The 18,065-nt window shown below is 65.4% G+C and carries 13 protein-coding genes; 4 read left to right on the forward strand and 9 right to left on the reverse strand.

Annotation, left to right across the window (positions count from 1 at the left end; translation table 11 throughout):
• Positions 1-3: 3 nt before the first annotated feature.
• The 5 genes from uppS to rpsB all read right to left on the reverse strand — a co-directional run bounded on the left by uppS (position 4) and on the right by rpsB (position 3,926).
• Complete coding sequence (gene uppS / locus ABC977_RS04425; RefSeq protein WP_439849159.1) at positions 4-711, reverse strand: polyprenyl diphosphate synthase; 708 nt, start codon at positions 709-711, stop codon at positions 4-6.
• Between the two features lie 104 nt (positions 712-815).
• Positions 816-1,373 carry a ribosome recycling factor gene (gene frr, locus ABC977_RS04430; protein WP_369666033.1) on the reverse strand — a complete coding sequence of 186 codons (558 nt, stop codon included), beginning with the start codon at positions 1,371-1,373 and terminating at the stop codon, positions 816-818.
• Positions 1,374-1,375: 2 nt separating this feature from the next.
• Positions 1,376-2,101: a UMP kinase gene (gene pyrH / locus ABC977_RS04435; RefSeq protein WP_369666034.1), complete on the reverse strand. Its 726-nt coding sequence runs from the start codon at positions 2,099-2,101 to the stop codon at positions 1,376-1,378.
• 136 nt (positions 2,102-2,237) lie between these two features.
• The gene (gene tsf / locus ABC977_RS04440; protein ID WP_369666035.1) at positions 2,238-3,125 is read right to left on the reverse strand and encodes a translation elongation factor Ts; all 888 of its coding nucleotides are present in this window, start codon (positions 3,123-3,125) and stop codon (positions 2,238-2,240) included.
• Between the two features lie 54 nt (positions 3,126-3,179).
• The gene (gene rpsB / locus ABC977_RS04445; protein WP_369666247.1) at positions 3,180-3,926 is read right to left on the reverse strand and encodes a 30S ribosomal protein S2; all 747 of its coding nucleotides are present in this window, start codon (positions 3,924-3,926) and stop codon (positions 3,180-3,182) included.
• Between the two features lie 316 nt (positions 3,927-4,242).
• On the opposite strand from rpsB, the gene map reads away from it, so the two are divergent.
• The 3 genes from map (at position 4,243) to gdhA (ending at position 9,407) form a co-directional block, all read left to right on the forward strand.
• Positions 4,243-5,046 carry a type I methionyl aminopeptidase gene (gene map / locus ABC977_RS04450; protein ID WP_369666036.1) on the forward strand — a complete coding sequence of 268 codons (804 nt, stop codon included), beginning with the start codon at positions 4,243-4,245 and terminating at the stop codon, positions 5,044-5,046.
• A gap of 172 nt (positions 5,047-5,218) precedes the next feature.
• Entirely contained in the window at positions 5,219-7,837 is a 2,619-nt protein-coding gene (glnD, locus tag ABC977_RS04455) for a [protein-PII] uridylyltransferase (protein ID WP_369666037.1), read from the forward strand.
• A gap of 220 nt (positions 7,838-8,057) precedes the next feature.
• Positions 8,058-9,407 carry an NADP-specific glutamate dehydrogenase gene (gene gdhA / locus ABC977_RS04460; protein ID WP_369666038.1) on the forward strand — a complete coding sequence of 450 codons (1,350 nt, stop codon included), beginning with the start codon at positions 8,058-8,060 and terminating at the stop codon, positions 9,405-9,407.
• A gap of 102 nt (positions 9,408-9,509) precedes the next feature.
• On the opposite strand, the gene ABC977_RS04465 is transcribed toward gdhA, so the two are convergent.
• Positions 9,510-12,149, reverse strand: a complete 2,640-nt coding sequence (locus ABC977_RS04465) for a PEP/pyruvate-binding domain-containing protein (protein ID WP_369666039.1) — start codon at positions 12,147-12,149, stop codon at positions 9,510-9,512.
• Entirely contained in the window at positions 12,146-13,285 is a 1,140-nt protein-coding gene (locus ABC977_RS04470; protein ID WP_369666040.1) for an aminotransferase class V-fold PLP-dependent enzyme, read from the reverse strand. The genes ABC977_RS04465 and ABC977_RS04470 overlap by 4 nt, the downstream gene beginning before the upstream one ends.
• Positions 13,286-13,654: 369 nt before the next feature.
• Here ABC977_RS04470 and ABC977_RS04475 point away from each other — a divergent pair, with 369 nt between their 5' ends.
• Positions 13,655-14,413 (forward strand): PilZ domain-containing protein, encoded by a 759-nt coding sequence (locus ABC977_RS04475; protein ID WP_369666041.1) that lies wholly within the window; start codon positions 13,655-13,657, stop codon positions 14,411-14,413.
• A 30-nt stretch (positions 14,414-14,443) separates the two neighbouring features.
• Here the strand turns inward: ABC977_RS04475 and ABC977_RS04480 are convergent, their stop codons facing one another.
• Positions 14,444-15,643, reverse strand: a complete 1,200-nt coding sequence (locus ABC977_RS04480) for an acetate/propionate family kinase (protein WP_369666042.1) — start codon at positions 15,641-15,643, stop codon at positions 14,444-14,446.
• Between the two features lie 35 nt (positions 15,644-15,678).
• Positions 15,679-17,814 (reverse strand): phosphate acetyltransferase, encoded by a 2,136-nt coding sequence (gene pta / locus ABC977_RS04485; RefSeq protein WP_369666043.1) that lies wholly within the window; start codon positions 17,812-17,814, stop codon positions 15,679-15,681.
• Positions 17,815-18,065 lie beyond the last annotated feature (251 nt).

Raw genomic sequence — 18,065 nt, forward strand, 5'->3', positions numbered from 1 at the left:
GGTTCATCCCCCCACGCACCCGGCCAGCGTCGAAATCTGGTCACCGGTCAGGCCGAAGCGTCGTTGGCGTGATGCGAAGTCGGCCAGCGCGAGCCGATAGGCGTCCTCGTCGAAGTCCGGCCAGAACAGGTGCGTAAAATAGAGTTCGGCATACGCCGATTGCCACAACAGGAAATTACTCAGCCGCTTTTCGCCGCCGGTGCGCACGAACAGGTCCGGCTCCGGCAGGTCGGCTCCGGTCAGGCGTGCGCGCACCGCGTTCTCGTCGATCGCATTCGGATCGAGGCAGCCGGCGACGCAGTCGGCGGCCAGGCGCCGCGCCGCCTGCGTGATGTCCCAGCGGCCGCCGTAGTTCGCCGCGATCTGCAACTGGAGGGTCTCGTTGTTCGCGGTCAGGTCTTCGGCTTCGGCGATGCGTCGCTGAAGCACGTCGGGAAAGGCGCTGCGATCTCCGAGAACCCGCAGACGGACCCCGTTCTCGTGCAATTGCCTGACGTCGCTGCGCAGCGTCTGCAGAAAGAGTTCCATCAAGAGGCGGATCTCCGCTTGCGGGCGGCGCCAGTTCTCGCTGCTGAATGCGAACAGCGTCAGCGCCTCGATCCCCTGCCGGACACTTTCTTCGACGACCGCGCGCACGCTTTTGACGCCGGCACGATGGCCGACGGTCCTCGGCAGACGGCGCTGTTGCGCCCAGCGGCCGTTCCCGTCCATGATGATCGCGACGTGACGCGGCACCGTTCGGCCCAGCGGTGTGGCTGGTTCCGCGGCTCGGGGCGCGATCACGGTCGTTGGGATGGTCAAGAACAAGCGTCAGCTCAGATCGACAACAGGTCCGTCTCTTTCTCCGCGAGGACGCCGTCGATCTCCTTGATGTATTGGTCGGTCAGTTTCTGGATCGCCTCCTCGCCGCGCCGCTCGTCGTCCTCGGAGATCATCTTCTCCTTGACCAGTTCCTTGAGCCCGCCGTTGGCGTCCCGTCGGACGTTACGCACCGCGACCCGCGCCTGCTCGGTCTCGTGCCGGGCGACCCGGATCAGATCGCGCCGCCGTTGCTCGGTCAGCGGCGGCATCGGGACTCGGATCACGGTGCCGGCGGTGTTCGGATTGAGCCCCAGGTCGGATTGCATGATCGCCTTTTCGACGGCCTGGACCATGTTCCGCTCCCACGGCGTGACCGCGAGTGTGCGCGCGTCTTCGGCGGTCACGTTGGCCACCTGCTTGATGGGAACATCCGACCCGTAGTAGGACACCATGATGTGATCAAGCAAGGCCGGGTGGGCCCGCCCGGTGCGGATCTTCGCCAACTCGTGGCGCAGTGCCTCGACGCTCTTGGCCATGCGCTCCGCGGCATCTTTCTTCACATCGTCGATCATCGTCAATCACCACTCTCAACCAATGAGCCGATCTCCTCGCCGGCCACCAGGCGCATCAGTGCCCCCGGGGTGTGGATGTTCAGCACCCGCAGCGGCAGGCGGTTGTCGCGACACAGTACGAGCGCGGTCGCATCCATGACCCGAAGGTCCTCACGCAACGCCTGATTGTATGTCAAACGGGGATAGAACACGGCGTTTGGATCCTTGACCGGATCCGAAGAATAGACCCCGTCGACCTTCGTCGCCTTGATCAGCAGATCGGCCTCGATCTCGATCGCACGCAGGCTGGCCGCGGAGTCCGTCGTGAAGAACGGATTGCCTGTCCCCGCAGCGAAGATGGTCACGCGCCCCTTCTCGAGATGGCGGACGGCGCGCCGCCGGATATAGTCCTCGCAGACTTGATGGATGCGCAGTGCCGACATGACGCGGGTCGGGACCTCGAGCTTCTCCAGCGCATCCTGCATCGCGAGCGCGTTCATCAGGGTCGCCAGCATTCCCATCTGGTCGGCCGAGACTCGATCGAGTCCCCGTGCCGCGAGGCCGGCGCCCCGGAAGATGTTACCGCCGCCCAGGACCAGGGCAACCTGCAATCCGGCGGCGAGCAAGTCGCGAACCTCGCCGGCCAAGCGGTTCAGGACGGCCGGGTCGATGCCGTAGTCGACCTGCCCCAGCAGGGCCTCGCCGCTGAGCTTGAGGAGTATCCGTCGGTAGGGCCGATGTGCCGCCATCGTCTTGGGTCCTCGTGGTCATCGTCGCCGAGCGGCGGGGCCGTCGGCCACCGGTTCAGAGCCGGTGTCCAGGAACGGTGCCGGATCGAACAAGAGGCCGCTGGGTTCGGGCAGGCCGCTTGGACCGGCGGCGCGGTCAGGTTCCGCGAACCTGGGCCATCACCTCGTCGGCGAAGTTGTCCTGTCGTTTCTCGATGCCCTCCCCGACCTCGACGCGCAAGAATCCGGCGACCCGGGCGTTGGCCTGGGTCAGGCGCTGTTCGACGGTGGTATCGGTATCCTTGACGAACGGCTGCCAGAGCAGCGTGACCTCTTCGAGATACTTGCGTACCCGACCCTCGACGATCTTGTCGACGATCTTTTCCGGCTTGCCTTCTTCGAGGGCCTGCGCGCGGAAGATCTCGCGTTCCTTCGCGAGCAGTGCCTCATCCACCTCTTCGGCACTGACGCACAGCGGGCGGCTGGCCGCAATATGCATCGCGATGTCCTTGCCCAGCTCCGCGTCGCCGCCGACGAGGTCGACCAGGACCCCGATCCGCGTGCCATGACGGTAGCTGTGCAGCTGTCCCTCGGTCGAGGCGATCCGCGCGAGGCGGCGTACCTGGATGTTCTCGCCGACCTTCGCGATCAGCATCTCGCGGGCCTCGGCGAGGCTCTGCAGCGCGTCGGCGGTGACCGGTTGGCCGAGCAGGTCCTCGACATCGTTCGCATCGCCGTCCAGGGCGCGCGCGGCGACGGCCTCGGCGAATTCGATGAAGCCGCCGTCCTTCGCGACGAAGTCGGTCTCGCAGTTGACCTCGACCATCAGACCGCGGCGGTGGCCCTCGTCGAGCGCGATCATGACGACGCCCTCGGCGGCGGTGCGACCCGCTTTCTTCGCGGCCTTGGCTTGGCCGGTCTTGCGCATCAACTCGATCGCGGCCTCGATGTCGCCACCGGTCTCGACCAACGCCTTCTTGCATTCCATCATGCCGGAGCCCGTGCGTTCACGCAGCTCCTTCACCATTGCGGCGGAAATCGCCATGTCTCATATCCTCAACGAAATTGTGGTCTCGGTCAGCTGGCGCAACGGGTGCGCTCAGGCGAGACGGGCGTCGGACTCGGTAGCCGTCGGCGCGTCTTCGAGCAGATCATCGCGTCCGCCGGCCATCGCGACGCTGGTCTGGCGCCCGTCGAGCACGGCGTCGGCGATCCCCTCGATGTACAGTCGCACGGCGCGAATCGCGTCGTCGTTACCGGGGATCACATAGTCGATATTGCTGGGGTCGTTGTTGGTGTCCACGACACCGATCACCGGGATGCCCAGTTTGTTGGCCTCGGTCACAGCGATCTTTTCGTGGCCGACGTCGACGACGAACAAAGCATCCGGCAGGTTGTCCATGTTCTTGATGCCGCCGAGGCTTCGGTCGAGCTTCTCGCGATCGCGGCTCAGGTCCAGCGCTTCCCTCTTGTTGAAGCGCTCGATCGTGCCGTCCTCGAACATCGCCTCGAGTTCTTTGAGGCGCTTGATCGACTGGCGGATGGTCTTGAAGTTCGTCAGCATGCCGCCGAGCCATCGATGGTCGACGTAAGGCATCCCGCAGCGCTGCGCCTGTTCGCGGATGGCCTCGCGCGCGGCGCGCTTGGTGCCGACGAACAGAACGCGACCCCCGTTGGCGGTCAAGGTGCTGACGAAATTGCCCGCTTCGCGAAACAGCGGCAGCGTTTTTTCGAGGTTGACGATATGAATCTTGTTGCGGTGGCCGAAGATGAAGGTCGCCATCTTCGGGTTCCAATAGCGGGTCTGGTGGCCGAAATGCACACCGGCCTCCAGCATTTGGCGCATGGTAATCTGACTCACGGGTGATCCTCACGAGTTGGGTTGGGCCTCCACGCATCCCATCGAACAACCACCAGGTGGCACCCAGTCCGATGTGACGATACGTGTGCGGGCTGATTTTGCGGCCGAGGCGCTTGACAATCGTCAGCTCGGTCGCGACTTAAAAATAAGGCGAAAAACGGCCGTTTTTCGCCTTATCATCGAAGCGAATCGGCGTCTCGTAAACGGCCGGGTTCCGTTTGCGACAAGCCGAATCCTTTTATACCATACCCAGTTCAACCGGGCCAAGCCGCTCATGTATCGACGAGGAACCAATAGCTCAGTGGACGCCGTCTCGCGCAGCCACAGCGTTCCAATCAAGGGCCCCGAGGAAATCGCCCGGATGCGCGTCGCCGGGCGCCTCGCCGCCGAGGTCCTCGAGATGATCGGCGACCATGTTCGGCCCGGCGTCACGACCGGCGAGCTGGATCGCCTCTGCCACACCTACATCACCGAGGTGCAGGGCGCGATCCCGGCGCCGCTGGACTATCGCGGATTCCCGCGCTCGATCTGCACCTCGGTCAATCATCAGGTCTGTCACGGGATTCCCGGCATTAAAGCGCTGAAGAAAGGGGATATTCTGAACATCGACGTGACCGTGATCAAAGATGGCTACCATGGCGACACGAGCAAGATGTTCGCAGTCGGAGAGGTCTCGGTCTTGGCCCGTCGGCTGATCGAGGTGACCCGGAACGCGATGCTCGAGGGTATCGCTGCGGTCCGGCCCGGTGCGACCTTGGGCGACATCGGGTACGCGATCCAAAGCCACGCCGAAGCGCATCGCTTCTCGATCGTGCGCGAGTATTGCGGTCACGGTATCGGTCGCGAGTTCCACGAGGACCCACAGGTGCTGCATTATGGCGAGCCGAGCACCGGCCTGGTCCTGGAGCCCGGCATGTGCTTCACGATCGAGCCGATGATCAACGCCGGCAAGCGCTTCATCAAGCTGCTGCCGGATGGTTGGACGGTCGTGACCAAGGACCGAAGCCTGTCGGCGCAATGGGAACACACGATTCTCGTGACCGAGACCGGCCATGAGATCCTGACCTTGCGCGTCGAGGAGCAGGACCTGGTCGGCGCCGCGTGACACCGCAGGCCCGAATCGGCGAGGGTCGTCCGCGGCGCGTTTCCGGGCGACCTGCGCGGTCTGCACCGAGGCCTGGTCACGCGGCGCGCCCGTCCCTCGATCCCCGATTCCGGGGTCGAAAGCTCCATCCGAGCCGCCGCCGCGGTGTCCCATCGCCGTGACCGAGGGTTAGATGCGACCGGCTACCCAATCCGTGTCTTCGATCGCGCATCATCGGCAGCGTCTCCGCACCGGTGCCGCGGCCCTGTTCGAGCGTTTCGATCATGGGATCGCGGTCGCGGATCTGGTGCGCGATCACAGCCGGCTCATCGATGCGGTGCTGTGCGAGTTGTGGGACGAGCTCATCGCTGACAGCGAGGGAGCGGCCCTGGTCGCGGTCGGCGGCTACGGCCGCCAGGAGCTGCACCCGGCATCCGATGTGGACATCCTGATTCTGGTCGCGCCCGAGTCGGTCGATACGCTCGCCGACCCGATCGCGGCCTTCATCACCCATTTGTGGGATCTCGGCATCGAACCTGGGCACAGCGTGCGCACAGTTGCCGAGTGCGTCCGTGAGGCGGCCGCGGATGTCACGGTCGTGACCAATCTGATCGAATCGCGGCTGTTGACGGGCAACCCTCGCTTGTTCGCGGCGATGCGCCGGGCCACGGGGCCGGATCGGATCTGGTCGAGCGAGGCCTTCTTCTCGGCGAAGATCGCCGAGCAACAGGCGCGTTGGCACAAGTATGGCGACACGGCCTACAACCTGGAACCGAATATCAAGGAGAACCCCGGTGGCCTGCGCGACATCCAGATGATCGCGTGGGTCGCCAAGCGGCATTTCGCGGCCGAAACCCTGCATGATCTCGTCGATCACGGGTTTTTGACCGAGACCGAGCATCGGGCGCTCGTCGAGGGGCAGGCGTTGTTGTGGCGGATCCGCTTCGCGTTGCACCGGATCAACGGCCGGCGCGAGGATCGCCTGCTGTTCGATCACCAGCGGACACTGGCCCGGCAGTTCGGGTACAGCGACGGCCCGAACAACCTCGCCGTCGAGCAATTCATGCAGCAGTATTATCGTACCGTGATGGAGCTGAATCGGCTCAACGAGATGCTGTTGCAACTGTTCGAGGAGGCGATCCTGCTCCACGACCGGCTTGGGTCGCCGGTCGCGATCAATCGCCGTTTCCAGTCGCGCAGCGGCTATCTCGAGGTCACGCATGATCAGGTCTTCAAGCGTTCGCCGCGCGCGTTGCTCGAGGTCTTCCTGGTCCTGCAGACGCACCCGCACCTGCAGGGCGTGCGTGCGAGCACGATCCGGCTGATCCGCGAGCACCGCCACCTGATCGACGACGGGTTCCGCAACGACCTGCGCGCGCGCAGCCTGTTCATGGAGATCCTCCGGCAACCGGTCGGGATCAACCGGGCCCTGCGGCGAATGAACCGCTACGGGGTCCTCGCCGCCTACATCCCGGCCTTCGCGAACATCGTCGGGCGGATGCAGTACGACCTGTTTCATGTCTACACGGTCGACGAGCATACCTTGATCGTGTTGCGCAATATGCGCCGCTACACGGTCGCCGAGCTCGCCGACGAGCTGCCGTTGTGCACGGCGATCGCGCGCCGGATCCCGAAGCTCGAGCTTCTGTACCTGGCCGGGCTTTTCCACGATATCGCGAAGGGGCGCGGCGGCGATCACTCGCAGCTCGGCGCGGCCGACGCGCGCGAGTTCTGCCGTCTTCACGGACTCGGCGACTTCGACGCGAACCTCGTCGCCTGGCTCGTCGAACGCCATTTGCTGATGTCGATCACCGCGCAGCGCAAAGACATCGGCGACCCGCAGGTCGTGCAGGCCTTCGCTGCCGAGGTCGGAGATCCGACCCGGCTCGATTATCTGTACCTGTTGACGGTTGCCGATGTCCGGGGTACGAACCCGCAGCGCTGGAACGGCTGGCGCGAGGCCCTGCTGCGCGAGCTGTATCTGGCGACGCGGCGCGCCCTGCTGCGCGGCCTCGAGAATCCCCAGGCCCAGGACGAGCTGATCGAGCAGAAGCGTTTCGAGGCGCTGCGCCTGCTCGGCCGTTACGGGTGCGATGCGCCGGCGTCGATGGCCCTGTGGCAGGGCTTCAGTCGCGACTACTTCCTGCACAATGCGCCCGACGACATCGCGTGGCAGACCTGCCAGATGCTGATGACGGACCCGGCGCAGCTGCCACTGATCCGGATCCGGCCCTTGACGGCCCGCGGCGGCACCGAGATCTTCCTGTACGCGCGCGACCGCCAGGATCTCTTCGCGCGGACGACGGCGATGCTCGACCAGCTCGATCTGACGATCATGGATGCGCGGATCCTGACGACCGATGACGGCATGATGCTCAACAGCTACCAGGTGCTCGACCAAGGCGGCACGCCGGTCGAGGATGAGGAGCGGCTCGATGAAATCCGCTTCGGCCTCGGGTCCGCACTGGCCGACGACGGGACCGGCGACATCCGTGTCGCGCGCCGAATGCCGCGCCAGTACCGGCACTTTCCGATCCAGACGCAGGTCAGTTTCTCGTCCGATGAAGGGAACGAGCGAACCGTGATGCGGCTGACGACGCTCGACCGCCCCGGCCTGCTCGCCGCCGTCGGCTCGGTCTTCGAGTATTGCCACATCCGGCTGACGAACGCGAAGATTGCGACGGTCGGCGCCGAGGTCGACGATGTCTTCTTCATCACCTCGACCGACGGCACGCCGATCACCTGCGAGAATGCGCTTGCGTGCTTGCGCCAGGAGATCCATCGCCGGCTCGAGCAGGTGACGGCGCACTGACCTGGGGCGAATGCTGCCTCGACCTGGTGCGCGGAGTGGCCAGGCATGGTCGATTTGGTGCATCATTGCGTCCCGCATCGGGCCGGACGTCGGCCTGATCCGTCCGCCGCGGTGGCGGTGCCCGCTGCCGCGCCCGGGTCTTGAACCCCTTTGCCCCGAACTAACGCGCCACATCGCTTGGTTACGCGTCCCGGCGAGCCGGCGCCGGAGATGCATCGATATGGTTGCAGGTCTCGACGAGAAGCTCGAACCCATCTTTCAGGAGGTCTTGCGCCGCAACGCCGGCGAGACCGAGTTCCATCAAGCCGTCCGCGAGGTCCTCGAGACCCTCGGGCCCGTGCTCGTCAAGTATCCGGAGTTTGCCGAATACAAGGTCATCCAGCGGATCTGCGAGCCCGAGCGGCAGATCATCTTCCGTGTCCCGTGGCAGGACGACCAGGGCCGGGTCCACATCAACCGCGCGTTCCGCGTCGAGTTCAACAGCGCCCTTGGCCCGTACAAGGGCGGTATGCGGTTCCATCCGTCCGTCTATCTCGGGATCATCAAGTTCCTCGGTTTCGAGCAGATCTTCAAGAATGCGCTGACCGGACTGCCGATCGGTGGCGGGAAGGGCGGTAGCGACTTCGACCCCAAGGGCAAGTCGGATTCGGAGATCATGCGTTTCTGCCAGAGTCTGATGACCGAGCTGTACCGGCACATCGGCGAGCACACGGACGTGCCGGCCGGCGACATCGGCGTCGGACAGCGAGAGATCGGCTACCTGTTCGGTCAGTACAAGCGGATCACGAATCGCTACGAATCCGGCGTCTTCACCGGCAAGGGGCTGAACTGGGGCGGCAGCCGGGCCCGTACCGAGGCGACCGGCTATGGCACCGTGTTCTTCCTCGACGAGATGCTCAAGGTCCGTGGCGATGCGCTCGACGGCAAGACCTGCGTCGTTTCCGGCTCCGGCAATGTCGCCATCTATGCGACCGAGAAGGCGACGAGTCTGGGTGCCAAGGTCATCGCGTGCTCGGATTCCAACGGCGTCATCGTCGATCAGGACGGCATCGATCTGGACCTGCTCAAACAGATCAAGGAGATCGAGCGCCGCCGCGTCAGCGCGTACGCGCAGCAGAAGAAGGGCGCGACCTATCTCGAGGACGGCAATATCTGGACCATCCCTTGCCAGGTCGCGCTACCCTGTGCAACCCAGAACGAATTGACCGGCAAGGATGCGCAGCTGCTGGTGCAGCAGGGTTGCATCGCGGTCGCCGAGGGCGCCAACATGCCGACGACGCCCGAGGGGATCCGGGTCTTCCAGGAGGCTGGCATCGCCTATGGTCCGGGAAAGGCGGCGAATGCCGGTGGCGTCGCGACCAGTGCCCTGGAGATGCAGCAGAACGCGAGCCGCGATTCCTGGACCTTCGACTACACCGAGCAGCGGTTGCAGGAGATCATGGTCAACATCCACCGCAATTGCTACGAGACGAGTGCCGAATTCGGCGCCGAAGGCAATTATGTGGTCGGGGCGAACATCGCCGGTTTTCTCAAGGTCAGCCAGGCGATGGTCGCCCTCGGCCTGATCTGACGCGCCTTCGGCTATCCGGGGCGCTCGTGCGGGGCAGGGATGCCCCGCAAGGCGGTTTCGCGACCTCCTCCGAAGCAAGCCGGTCACCGCCGCTTGGGCCGCTCAGGCGACCCTCGAACGGCGGTCCTGGAAACAGAGCAGGCGTTGGCTGACGATGTCGGCGACGACCTTGAGTCCGAGCCCTTCGACAGCGAAGCAGCGCACGGCCGCCGCGACCGCGTCATCGGTCGAATCACCGTCGGTGAAGATCGGACGTCGGCGGCGCGCCGACAGGCCGTCAAGCCAGGCGGGCCGGTAGTCGCTGCCCGGCTGTTGCGGAAACAGGGCGACGTACGCGATCTGCGATTCGACGAGATCCTGGAAGAAATGCGACCCGAAGGACAGGTCCGGGACCAGTCCGTCGCCGAGTTCGGCGACCTCGACGATGACCGCGACCCGGCTGATGTCGCCGAAGCGGATCGGTACCCCCAGTTCCGGGCTGCTGGTGCCCCAACGCCCGGGACCGATCAGCAGTGTCGGACACTGATCGCGCGCCGAGATCCGGCGATTGAGGCGACCGATCAGCCGTGCGACGGCGAATTTCTGGGTCGTCGTCAGCGCGCTGTAGGCCGGCCCATCGACGCAGATGACCTGCGCGATCGGCTGGTCGATGTTGCCGCCCATGAAGTGGCCGTTGCTCGCGAAGAACAGCCGGCGTGGCGGCACCTGATCCGGGAGCGCGACCCGCTGGCTCAGTCCAAGCGTCTGCAGCGGCCGGCATTGAACCAGGTTGAACGACGGCTCGCCAGTGTCGCCCAGATGCACCGTGAACTCGATGTCGACCGGATAGTCGTAGGCCGTCTCGAGCGCCGCGAGCAGCCGCCGCATCAGCGGCACGAACGGCGTCGCGCCGAGCAGCGGCGCGAAGGTCAGGCGCCAGACCGGCTCGGCCTGGCCGTGCGCGCGGGCGCGCTGTGTCGCGTCGCGGTCGAGCTCGGCGCACCAGCGTAACGGCAGATCGGGGTCGTCGCGGACCAACTGGCGCAGCGGCAGCGCGCGCAGCCGGTTCTCGGCGATATCGAGGACATCCACATCGTGCTGCGAGAAGCGCCCGGCGTCGTCCTGGTCGCGAAATGGCCGTTTGTGCGGCTGGTCGAGCGCGACGACGCAGGCGTGATCGCCTTCGATCCGATCGACGGCCCGGGTGCCGAGCCCCATCACCAGGCGCACCATGCCGGCGGCCGGGTCCATCGACTCCTCCCAGACGAAGGTGTTGCGCGAGACCCCGACCCCGGCTGCATCGGGAAAGTAATAACCGCCGTGATAGCGCCCGTTGACCCTCTGCAGCAGCAAGGCCATCGGTTCTTCGAGATCGGCCAAGCCCCGTTGCTGACGGTAGACGAGTGCGTCGTCGCCCATCGTGCTCGCGAAGACGCGACAGATCGCCTCCTCGAGCTGTGCGAGCCGTTGCTCGGGGGGGCCCTGGTTGACCCGGAACAGGCTCTCGTACTTGCCGGCGAACGCGTTGCCGAAGCCGTCCTCGAGCAGGCTGCTCGAGCGAACCAGGATCGGGTACTGGCCGAAATAGTCGAGCATCCGTTCGAGGTCCAGGCGGACCTCCTCGGGCAGGCGGCCCTGGAGCATGTCCTCGCGCAGCGTCTGGGCCTCGCTGAAATAGCCGTCAGCGGTCCGTTGGCGCATGATCCGCGGCCACCAGCCGTTGTGGACCAGGTATGAATAGTAGACGTCGGAGCCGAGATAGAAGGAGTCGTGCGGGTCCAGGTGTCGACCCCACAGATCGGGTTCCTCGCGGATCAGGATTCGCCGGGCGAGCAGCATGCCGACGGCCTTGCCGCCGATGTAGCCGGTACCGATCATCCGCGCCCGGATTGCGATCAGGTCGTCGAGCGTCAGATAGCGCCGCGCCAACGCGACGATCCGCGGGTCGCGGCTGATCACGACTTGATAGAGCTGTTCGAGCACCTGCACGCGGCGTGGAGAGGCGGCCTCGTGGGTCGCCACCTCGGCTGCGTCGAGGAACAGGCGATCCCAATAGTCGAGCTGGCGTTGCGAGGTCTCGCCCTGGCGCCGCTCCAGATCCGCGTGCAGGCGCGTCGCGTCGCTGCTGTCGATCACCGGCCGGAACTGGTCGCCGTCGTGGATGTGCGGCAGGAACATCGTCGGCGACTGACGCTGCCAGACCTTGACCGGCTGGACATAGCGCTCGGCCGCCGCGCGCCGGACGTCGATCAGGACCTGCGTCGTCTCGCGGATCCGCGACATGGTCCGGTGCGAGTGGCTGGTCGGCCGCAACGCGAAATAGGCGACCGTGTCGAGCTCGTACAGATAGGGGCAGATGACCTGGAACAGGTTGCCGACCATCAGATCGGTCGCCCAGGCCGACAGCAGATCCGATAGGCAATCGAAGACGTAGAAGGCGCCGCGGCCGTGGTCGGTGATCAACTGATAGACGTGGCGCGTAAAGGCCTCGAAGCCGCGCAGGGCATCGATGTCGACGATCTGGATGCCGAGTCCGGGGGCGACCAGCGGCGCGTGGCGGCCGTAACGCAGATAGATGATCGAGCGGCCGCGGGCCGCCGCCGTCGCGACGAAGGGTGTCACGAAATGCCGGTAATCGTCGATCGACTCGACGCGCCAGACGACGTTGTCGCCGAGGCGCAGGCCATCGAGTACCGTGTCGAGCCGCGGCAGGCCGGTCGAGACCCTCTCGGGCGCGAGGTGCGGATCCAATGGGCTGATCATGCGTGACCGGCGAGCGGCCGCGCGGCGGTTGCGGCGATCAGGTCCATCGCCCGGTCGAGCATCGCGAGCGGCGTATGGAAGTGGGGCGAAAGCCGGATCCCGCCGCCGCGGTGCGCGCAGATCAGCCGTTGCGCCATCAGGTCGCGGTAGAGGTCCGCGGATGGGACGCCGGGCACGCGGAAGGTCACGATGCCGGCACGTCGTTCGGCTGCCCGCGGGCTCAACAGCTCGAAGCCGAGCCGGTCGACCTGCGCGATCAACCGGGTCGCCCGCTCCTCGATCCGGGCGGCGACCTCCGCGATGCCGACCTCCTCGAGCAGCCCAAGGCTCGCCTCGAGGCCATGGATCCCGAGCAGGTTCGGGCTGCCGCACTCAAAACGCGTCGCGTCCGCGGCCGGGACCCAGTCACGGCGCTCGTAGTCGCCGCGAGCGGCGACCATGTGCCAGCCGAACTGCGTCAGCACCAGCTCATCGCGCAGCGCCGGATCGACATACAGCAGCGCGACGCCCTCGGGGCCGAGCAGCCACTTGTGTCCGTCGGCGACGACGAATTGAGCGCCGCAGCGCCGGACATCGAAGGGCACGGCGCCGAGGCTCTGGATCGCGTCGACGCACAGCCAGATCCCGCGCTCGCGGCAGCGCGCGCCGAGCTCCTCCAGATCGAGGCGCAGACCGCGCGCATACTGGACTGAACTGACGGCGACCAGCCGGGTGCGTTGGTCGCACAGCGCGAGCAGGTCATCCTCCGGATGCGTCGCGGTGGCCAGATCCAGCGGTCGCCAGGTTACGCCGCGATCCGCGAGCGACTCCCAGACGATTCGGTTCGACGGAAACTCCTGCGCGATCCCCACGACATTGTCGCCGGCTTGCCAGGGCACGCCCTGGGCGATGATCGAGAGGGCCTCGGATGTGTTCTTGGCCAGCGCGACAGCGGCTGGCGTGGTCCCGATCAACCGCGCCAGACGCTCGCGCAGCCGGCGCTCGGCCGCGAGCCAGCGCGGGTAGCCCTCGGCGCCGGTGCGGCCGTTCTCGGCCGCGAAGGCGGTGACCGCCGCGACGGCCCGACGCGGCCAAGGTGCCACGCCGGCATGGTTCAGATAGAGGAGACCGGGCTCGAGCGGGAATTCGTCAGTCATCAGGATCGCGGGTCTGAGTTGTTCGCCGCATCCGATGCGGCCGCGGGACGGGTTTGACGCGAATTGTCCAATTGTGCCACCGAAGGGTCGTTCGGGGCACGCCGATTCGCAATCGATCCGCAATTGGACTTCATAAACAATCACATGCAATTGGCACATGTCCTGCTGTACGAAGAGCAAGGCCCCGGCGACCGCGGCGTTCCGAACCAGCACCGAGGACCGGGATGCCCCGCACCACCGTCGACGGTGCGATCAGGTAGAACTCGACTGACGAGGTGGCCCATGAACACGCAACCGGTGTACCGCGAGGCCAAACCATTCTTGCAAACGATGCTGGACCAGTGCAGCAGTCAGGTGAGGACGAGGGTCATGGCGAAAGAACCGAGCGACAAGGAACGGAAACAGGGCTCACGCGCACACCCGCGCCTCGCGATGACGATCCCGGTGCGTGTGGATTTGCCTGGCGGTCGCGAGTCCCATCTGGTTCAGAATCAGGACATCTCTTGGGGCGGCGTGAAGTTCCTGGTGCCGAAGGATGCGATCCACGGCGTCGACTCGGTGACCGTGACCTTCCCGTGGAGTAACGGGAAGAAGATCTCCGCCGACGCCGAGATCGTGCGCACGGAACAGATCGATGACCAGCACGCATTGGTCGCGGCGCGTTTCTCGAGTCTGTCGACGCGAGATCAGCAGCGTCTCGAACGGTTGTTGACGATGCTGCAGACCACGGACCAGGCCCCGGCGGAGTCGACCCCAACCGATCCGATGGTGCCGAGTCTGGAATTACTGTTCGACGACGAGGAGGAAATCCGGTTGAAGCTCGCCGAGATCGCGCGTGGGACCCTGTCGATCACGGTGTTCGAGAGTTATGAGCCGAAACAGAGCATCCGCTTCGTCCTCGGCGGTATCGGCGATATCCCGGCGCTTCGGTTGCGGGCGCGAGTCGAGGATGTCGACATATTGAATACGTCGTCGCTGAGCGGTTGGCCCATGTACCAACTGAGGCTAGGTTTCGAACATCCGCTGTCGGAACTGCGCGCGGCCGCCGAAACTTTGATCGCGGAACTTCCGAAACGGCGGTTCCGGGGGCAGGAGGAATCCGAAGGGGACCTCGAAGAAGAAGTCTAGGCCGCGCTGGCCGCCGTATGGCGCGGTCGGTCAAATCAGCGTCTCGTGGACCTGCCGGGCGATCTCCAGTTCTTCGTTGGTCGGGATCACCAGCAGTTTGACCGGACTGTCCGGGGTGCTGATCACGCGGGTGCCGTCCGCCTCGCTTCGATTCGCGGCGGGATCGATCCGCATCCCGAGATTCTCGAGTCCGGCACACGCGCGGGCTCGCACGTCGGCGTCGTTTTCGCCGATGCCGCCGGTGAAGACCAGAGCGTCGACCCGTCCCAGCAATGCGCAATAGGCGCCGATATACTTGGTGAGCCGGTGGCAGAAGACCCCGATCGCCAATTCCGCACCGTCGTCGCCATGGTCGGCGAGCCGATGGATCTCGCGCATGTCGTTGACTCCGCACAGCCCGAGCAGGCCGCTTCGCCGGTTCAGCAGATCGTCGAGCGCCTCGAGATCGAGGCCGAGTTGCTTGCTCAGATAGAAGAGGATCGCCGGGTCCAGGTCACCGCTGCGGGTGCCCATCACGAGTCCTTCCAACGGCGTCAGGCCCATCGAGGTGTCGACGCTGTGTCCGTTGCGGATGGCCGTCGCACTGGCGCCGTTGCCGAGGTGCAGCGTGATCAGGTTGCACTGCAGCAGCGGTTTTCCCAGCCAGGTCGCCGCCTGCTTCGCAACATAATGATGGGATGTGCCGTGAAAGCCATAGCGGCGGACCCGGTGCTCCTTGTACAGGTATTCGGGCAGTGCGTAGCGGTACGCGGTACGCGGCATCGTCAGGTGGAACGCGGTATCGAACACCGCGACGGAGGGGACGTCCGGACAGAGCGCGCGCGCGACGCGGATCCCCGCCAGATGCGCCGGGTTGTGCAGGGGGGCCAGCGGAACCATCGCCTCGATCACCTCGATGACCTCGTCGTCGATGATCGTCGGGCAGTGGAAGACCTCGCCGCCATGGACCACGCGGTGGCCGATCGCCCCCAGGTCGCCGAGATCGGTCAGGACCCCGCTGTCGTGGAGTGTCGCGAAGATCTGGGTGAGACCGGTGCGGTGATCGGGGATCGCCAGGTCGTCGTCGCGGCGCTGGTGATCGCCGCCGGCATCGGTCCAGCGCGCACTGATCTGTCCGGCCGGTTCGCCGATGCGCATGACCGCGCCGGCCGCGAGACAGGACCAGTCGCGGCTGCTGAACAACTGATACTTGACGGACGAACTGCCGGAGTTCAGTACCAGGATCTTCATCGGTTTGCGCACCTTCGATGGGGTTTGGCTCGGTGTCAGGCCGATATCGTGGACGCGACCCGCGTTGGCTGCTCGGAGTCGACCCGGTGTCCCTGGTGGGCCTGGATCGCCGTGATAGCCACCGTGTTGACGATGTCGGTCACCGTGCAGCCGCGGCTCAGATCGTTGACTGGCTTGTTCAGTCCCTGCAATACCGGGCCGATCGCCACGGCCCCGGCGCTGCGCTGCACGGCCTTGTAGGTGTTGTTGCCGGTATTCAGATCCGGAAAGATCAAGACCGTCGCCTGGCCCGCTACCTCGCTGTCGGGCATCTTGGTTCGTGCGACGTCCGCATCGACCGCGGCGTCGTACTGGATCGGCCCCTCGATCTTCAAGTCCGGACGGCGCTCGCGGGCGATCCGCACCGCGTCGCGGACCCGCTCGACGTCGGCGCCCTTGCCGGAGGCCCCGGTCGAATAAGATAGCATGGCCACGCGCGGCGCAATGCCGAAGTCCGCGGCGGTCGCAGCGGACGTGATCGCGATATCGGCCAGTTGCTCGGCGTTCGGATTGGGGTTCACGGCGCAATCGCCGTAGACCAGGACGCGGTCGGCGAGACACATGAAGAAGACGCTCGAGACCAGCTCGACCCCGGGGCGCGTCTTGATCATCTCGAACGCGGGGCGAATCGTGTGCTGGGTCGTGTGCATCGCGCCCGACACCATCCCGTCGGCGTGGCCGTGGTAGACCATCGCAGTACCGAAGTAACTGACGTCCGCCATCGCGTCGTGGGCCATTTGCTCGGAGATCCCCTTGTGGCGGCGCAATGCGAAATAGGTTGCCGCGTACTGGTCGCGCTCCGGCGCCGTCACGGGATCGATGATACGCACTCCGTTCATCTTGAGCCCCAGTTCGCCGATGCGGCGGGCGATCTTGTCCCGGTCGCCGAGGAGCGTCAGGTCAGCGACGTCGCGCAGCGTCAGGATCTCCGCCGCCCGCAGGATCCGTTCGTCGGTCCCTTCCGGCAGCACGATGCGTCGACGGCTGGCCTTCGCCTGCCGAATCAACTCGTACTCGAACATCAAGGGCGTCACCCGGGCGGAACGGCGTACCGAAACGCGCTCGCGCAGGTCATCGATCTCGACGTTGGCCTCGAAGAGGCCAAGCGCCGCCGCGGTCTTGCGGTCGTCTCCAGCCAGGATCGTCGATTCGAGGTGATGGACATCGAGTGCCGTCATGAAGGTATCGGTCGGTACTCGAAGGATCGCCACCTTCGCGCGACGCAGGCCTTCGATCAGACGTCGCACGGTGTCGGCCAGCGGCAGGTTGCCGGTCAGTAGAAGGCCGGCCACGCGGGGAAAGGCCGTCGAGACGTCCGCGGCCAGCGCCGCCAGGATGATATCGGAACGATCGCCGGGTGTGATGATCAGGCAGCCGTCCTCGACGTAGTTCAGGAAGTCCGGGATCTCCATCGCGGCGACCTTGTAGTTGGTCACGACCTGGATCATCGCATCGGCATCGCCGTAGAGGCACTCGGCACCGAGGACCTTCTGGATCTCGCCCATCGTCGGTGTGCTCAAGGCCGGCTGCTCCGGCAGGACGAAGACCCTTTCGCTCGCTGGCAGCGAATTGCGCGCACGCGTGCGGACCAGATCCAGGTGCTCGCGCGGCACGCCGTTGACGACCGTGGCCAACAGCTCGCCGCGCCGATTCAGCATCGACTCGTGGGCCATCTGCACCGCGTCGAGCGTTTCCTGAGGGTGCCGGTGAAACCCCTTCACGACGACGACGATCAGGCAGCCGAGGTTGTTCGCCAGGTCGGTATTGAAATCGAACTCCAACGAGGGGACGACACCGTCGAAATCGGTGCCGGCGCAGACAACGAGGTCGCACTGCTCCTCGAGCGTCTTGAACTTGTCCAGGATTCGCTTGAGGAGTTCGTCGTACTGGCCGCTGCTGACCAATTGCCGTGCGAGGTCGGCGGTACAGCCGTACAACATCTCGGGGGCGAAGGGCAGATCGTAGCGACTGCGAATCAGCGTCGTCAGATCGTCGTTCTCGACATCGGTCGGCACCACCGGCCGAAAGAAGCCGACCTGCCGACTGACCGACGACAGCATCTCCATGAACCCGAGGACCACCACGGACTTGCCGCTGCCGGCGCCGGCACCGGCGATATAAACACTCTGCATAGATTGAGCCTGTCCTGTTTGCTGGCGGTCGGGTGGTCGGATCGAGATCCCGGCAGAGCCGACCGGTCATCGAATTAGCCAATGATAGCAGAGGTTACGGGCCGTCATATTAAATGCTCGTGACGCGGGGCACACGAATCCCCGAGCCCCGGGACCGGTCTGGCTTACAATAAGGTTTTGGCTCCGCCGCCCTCCTGACGTATCGAGGGTTGCAAAAGTCACCGGAGAAGCCCCGCTGCGACACGCTGCAA

Origin of the sequence: Thioalkalicoccus limnaeus (assembly GCF_041197575.1) — a bacterium.
GTDB lineage: Bacteria > Pseudomonadota > Gammaproteobacteria > Chromatiales > Chromatiaceae > Thioalkalicoccus > Thioalkalicoccus limnaeus.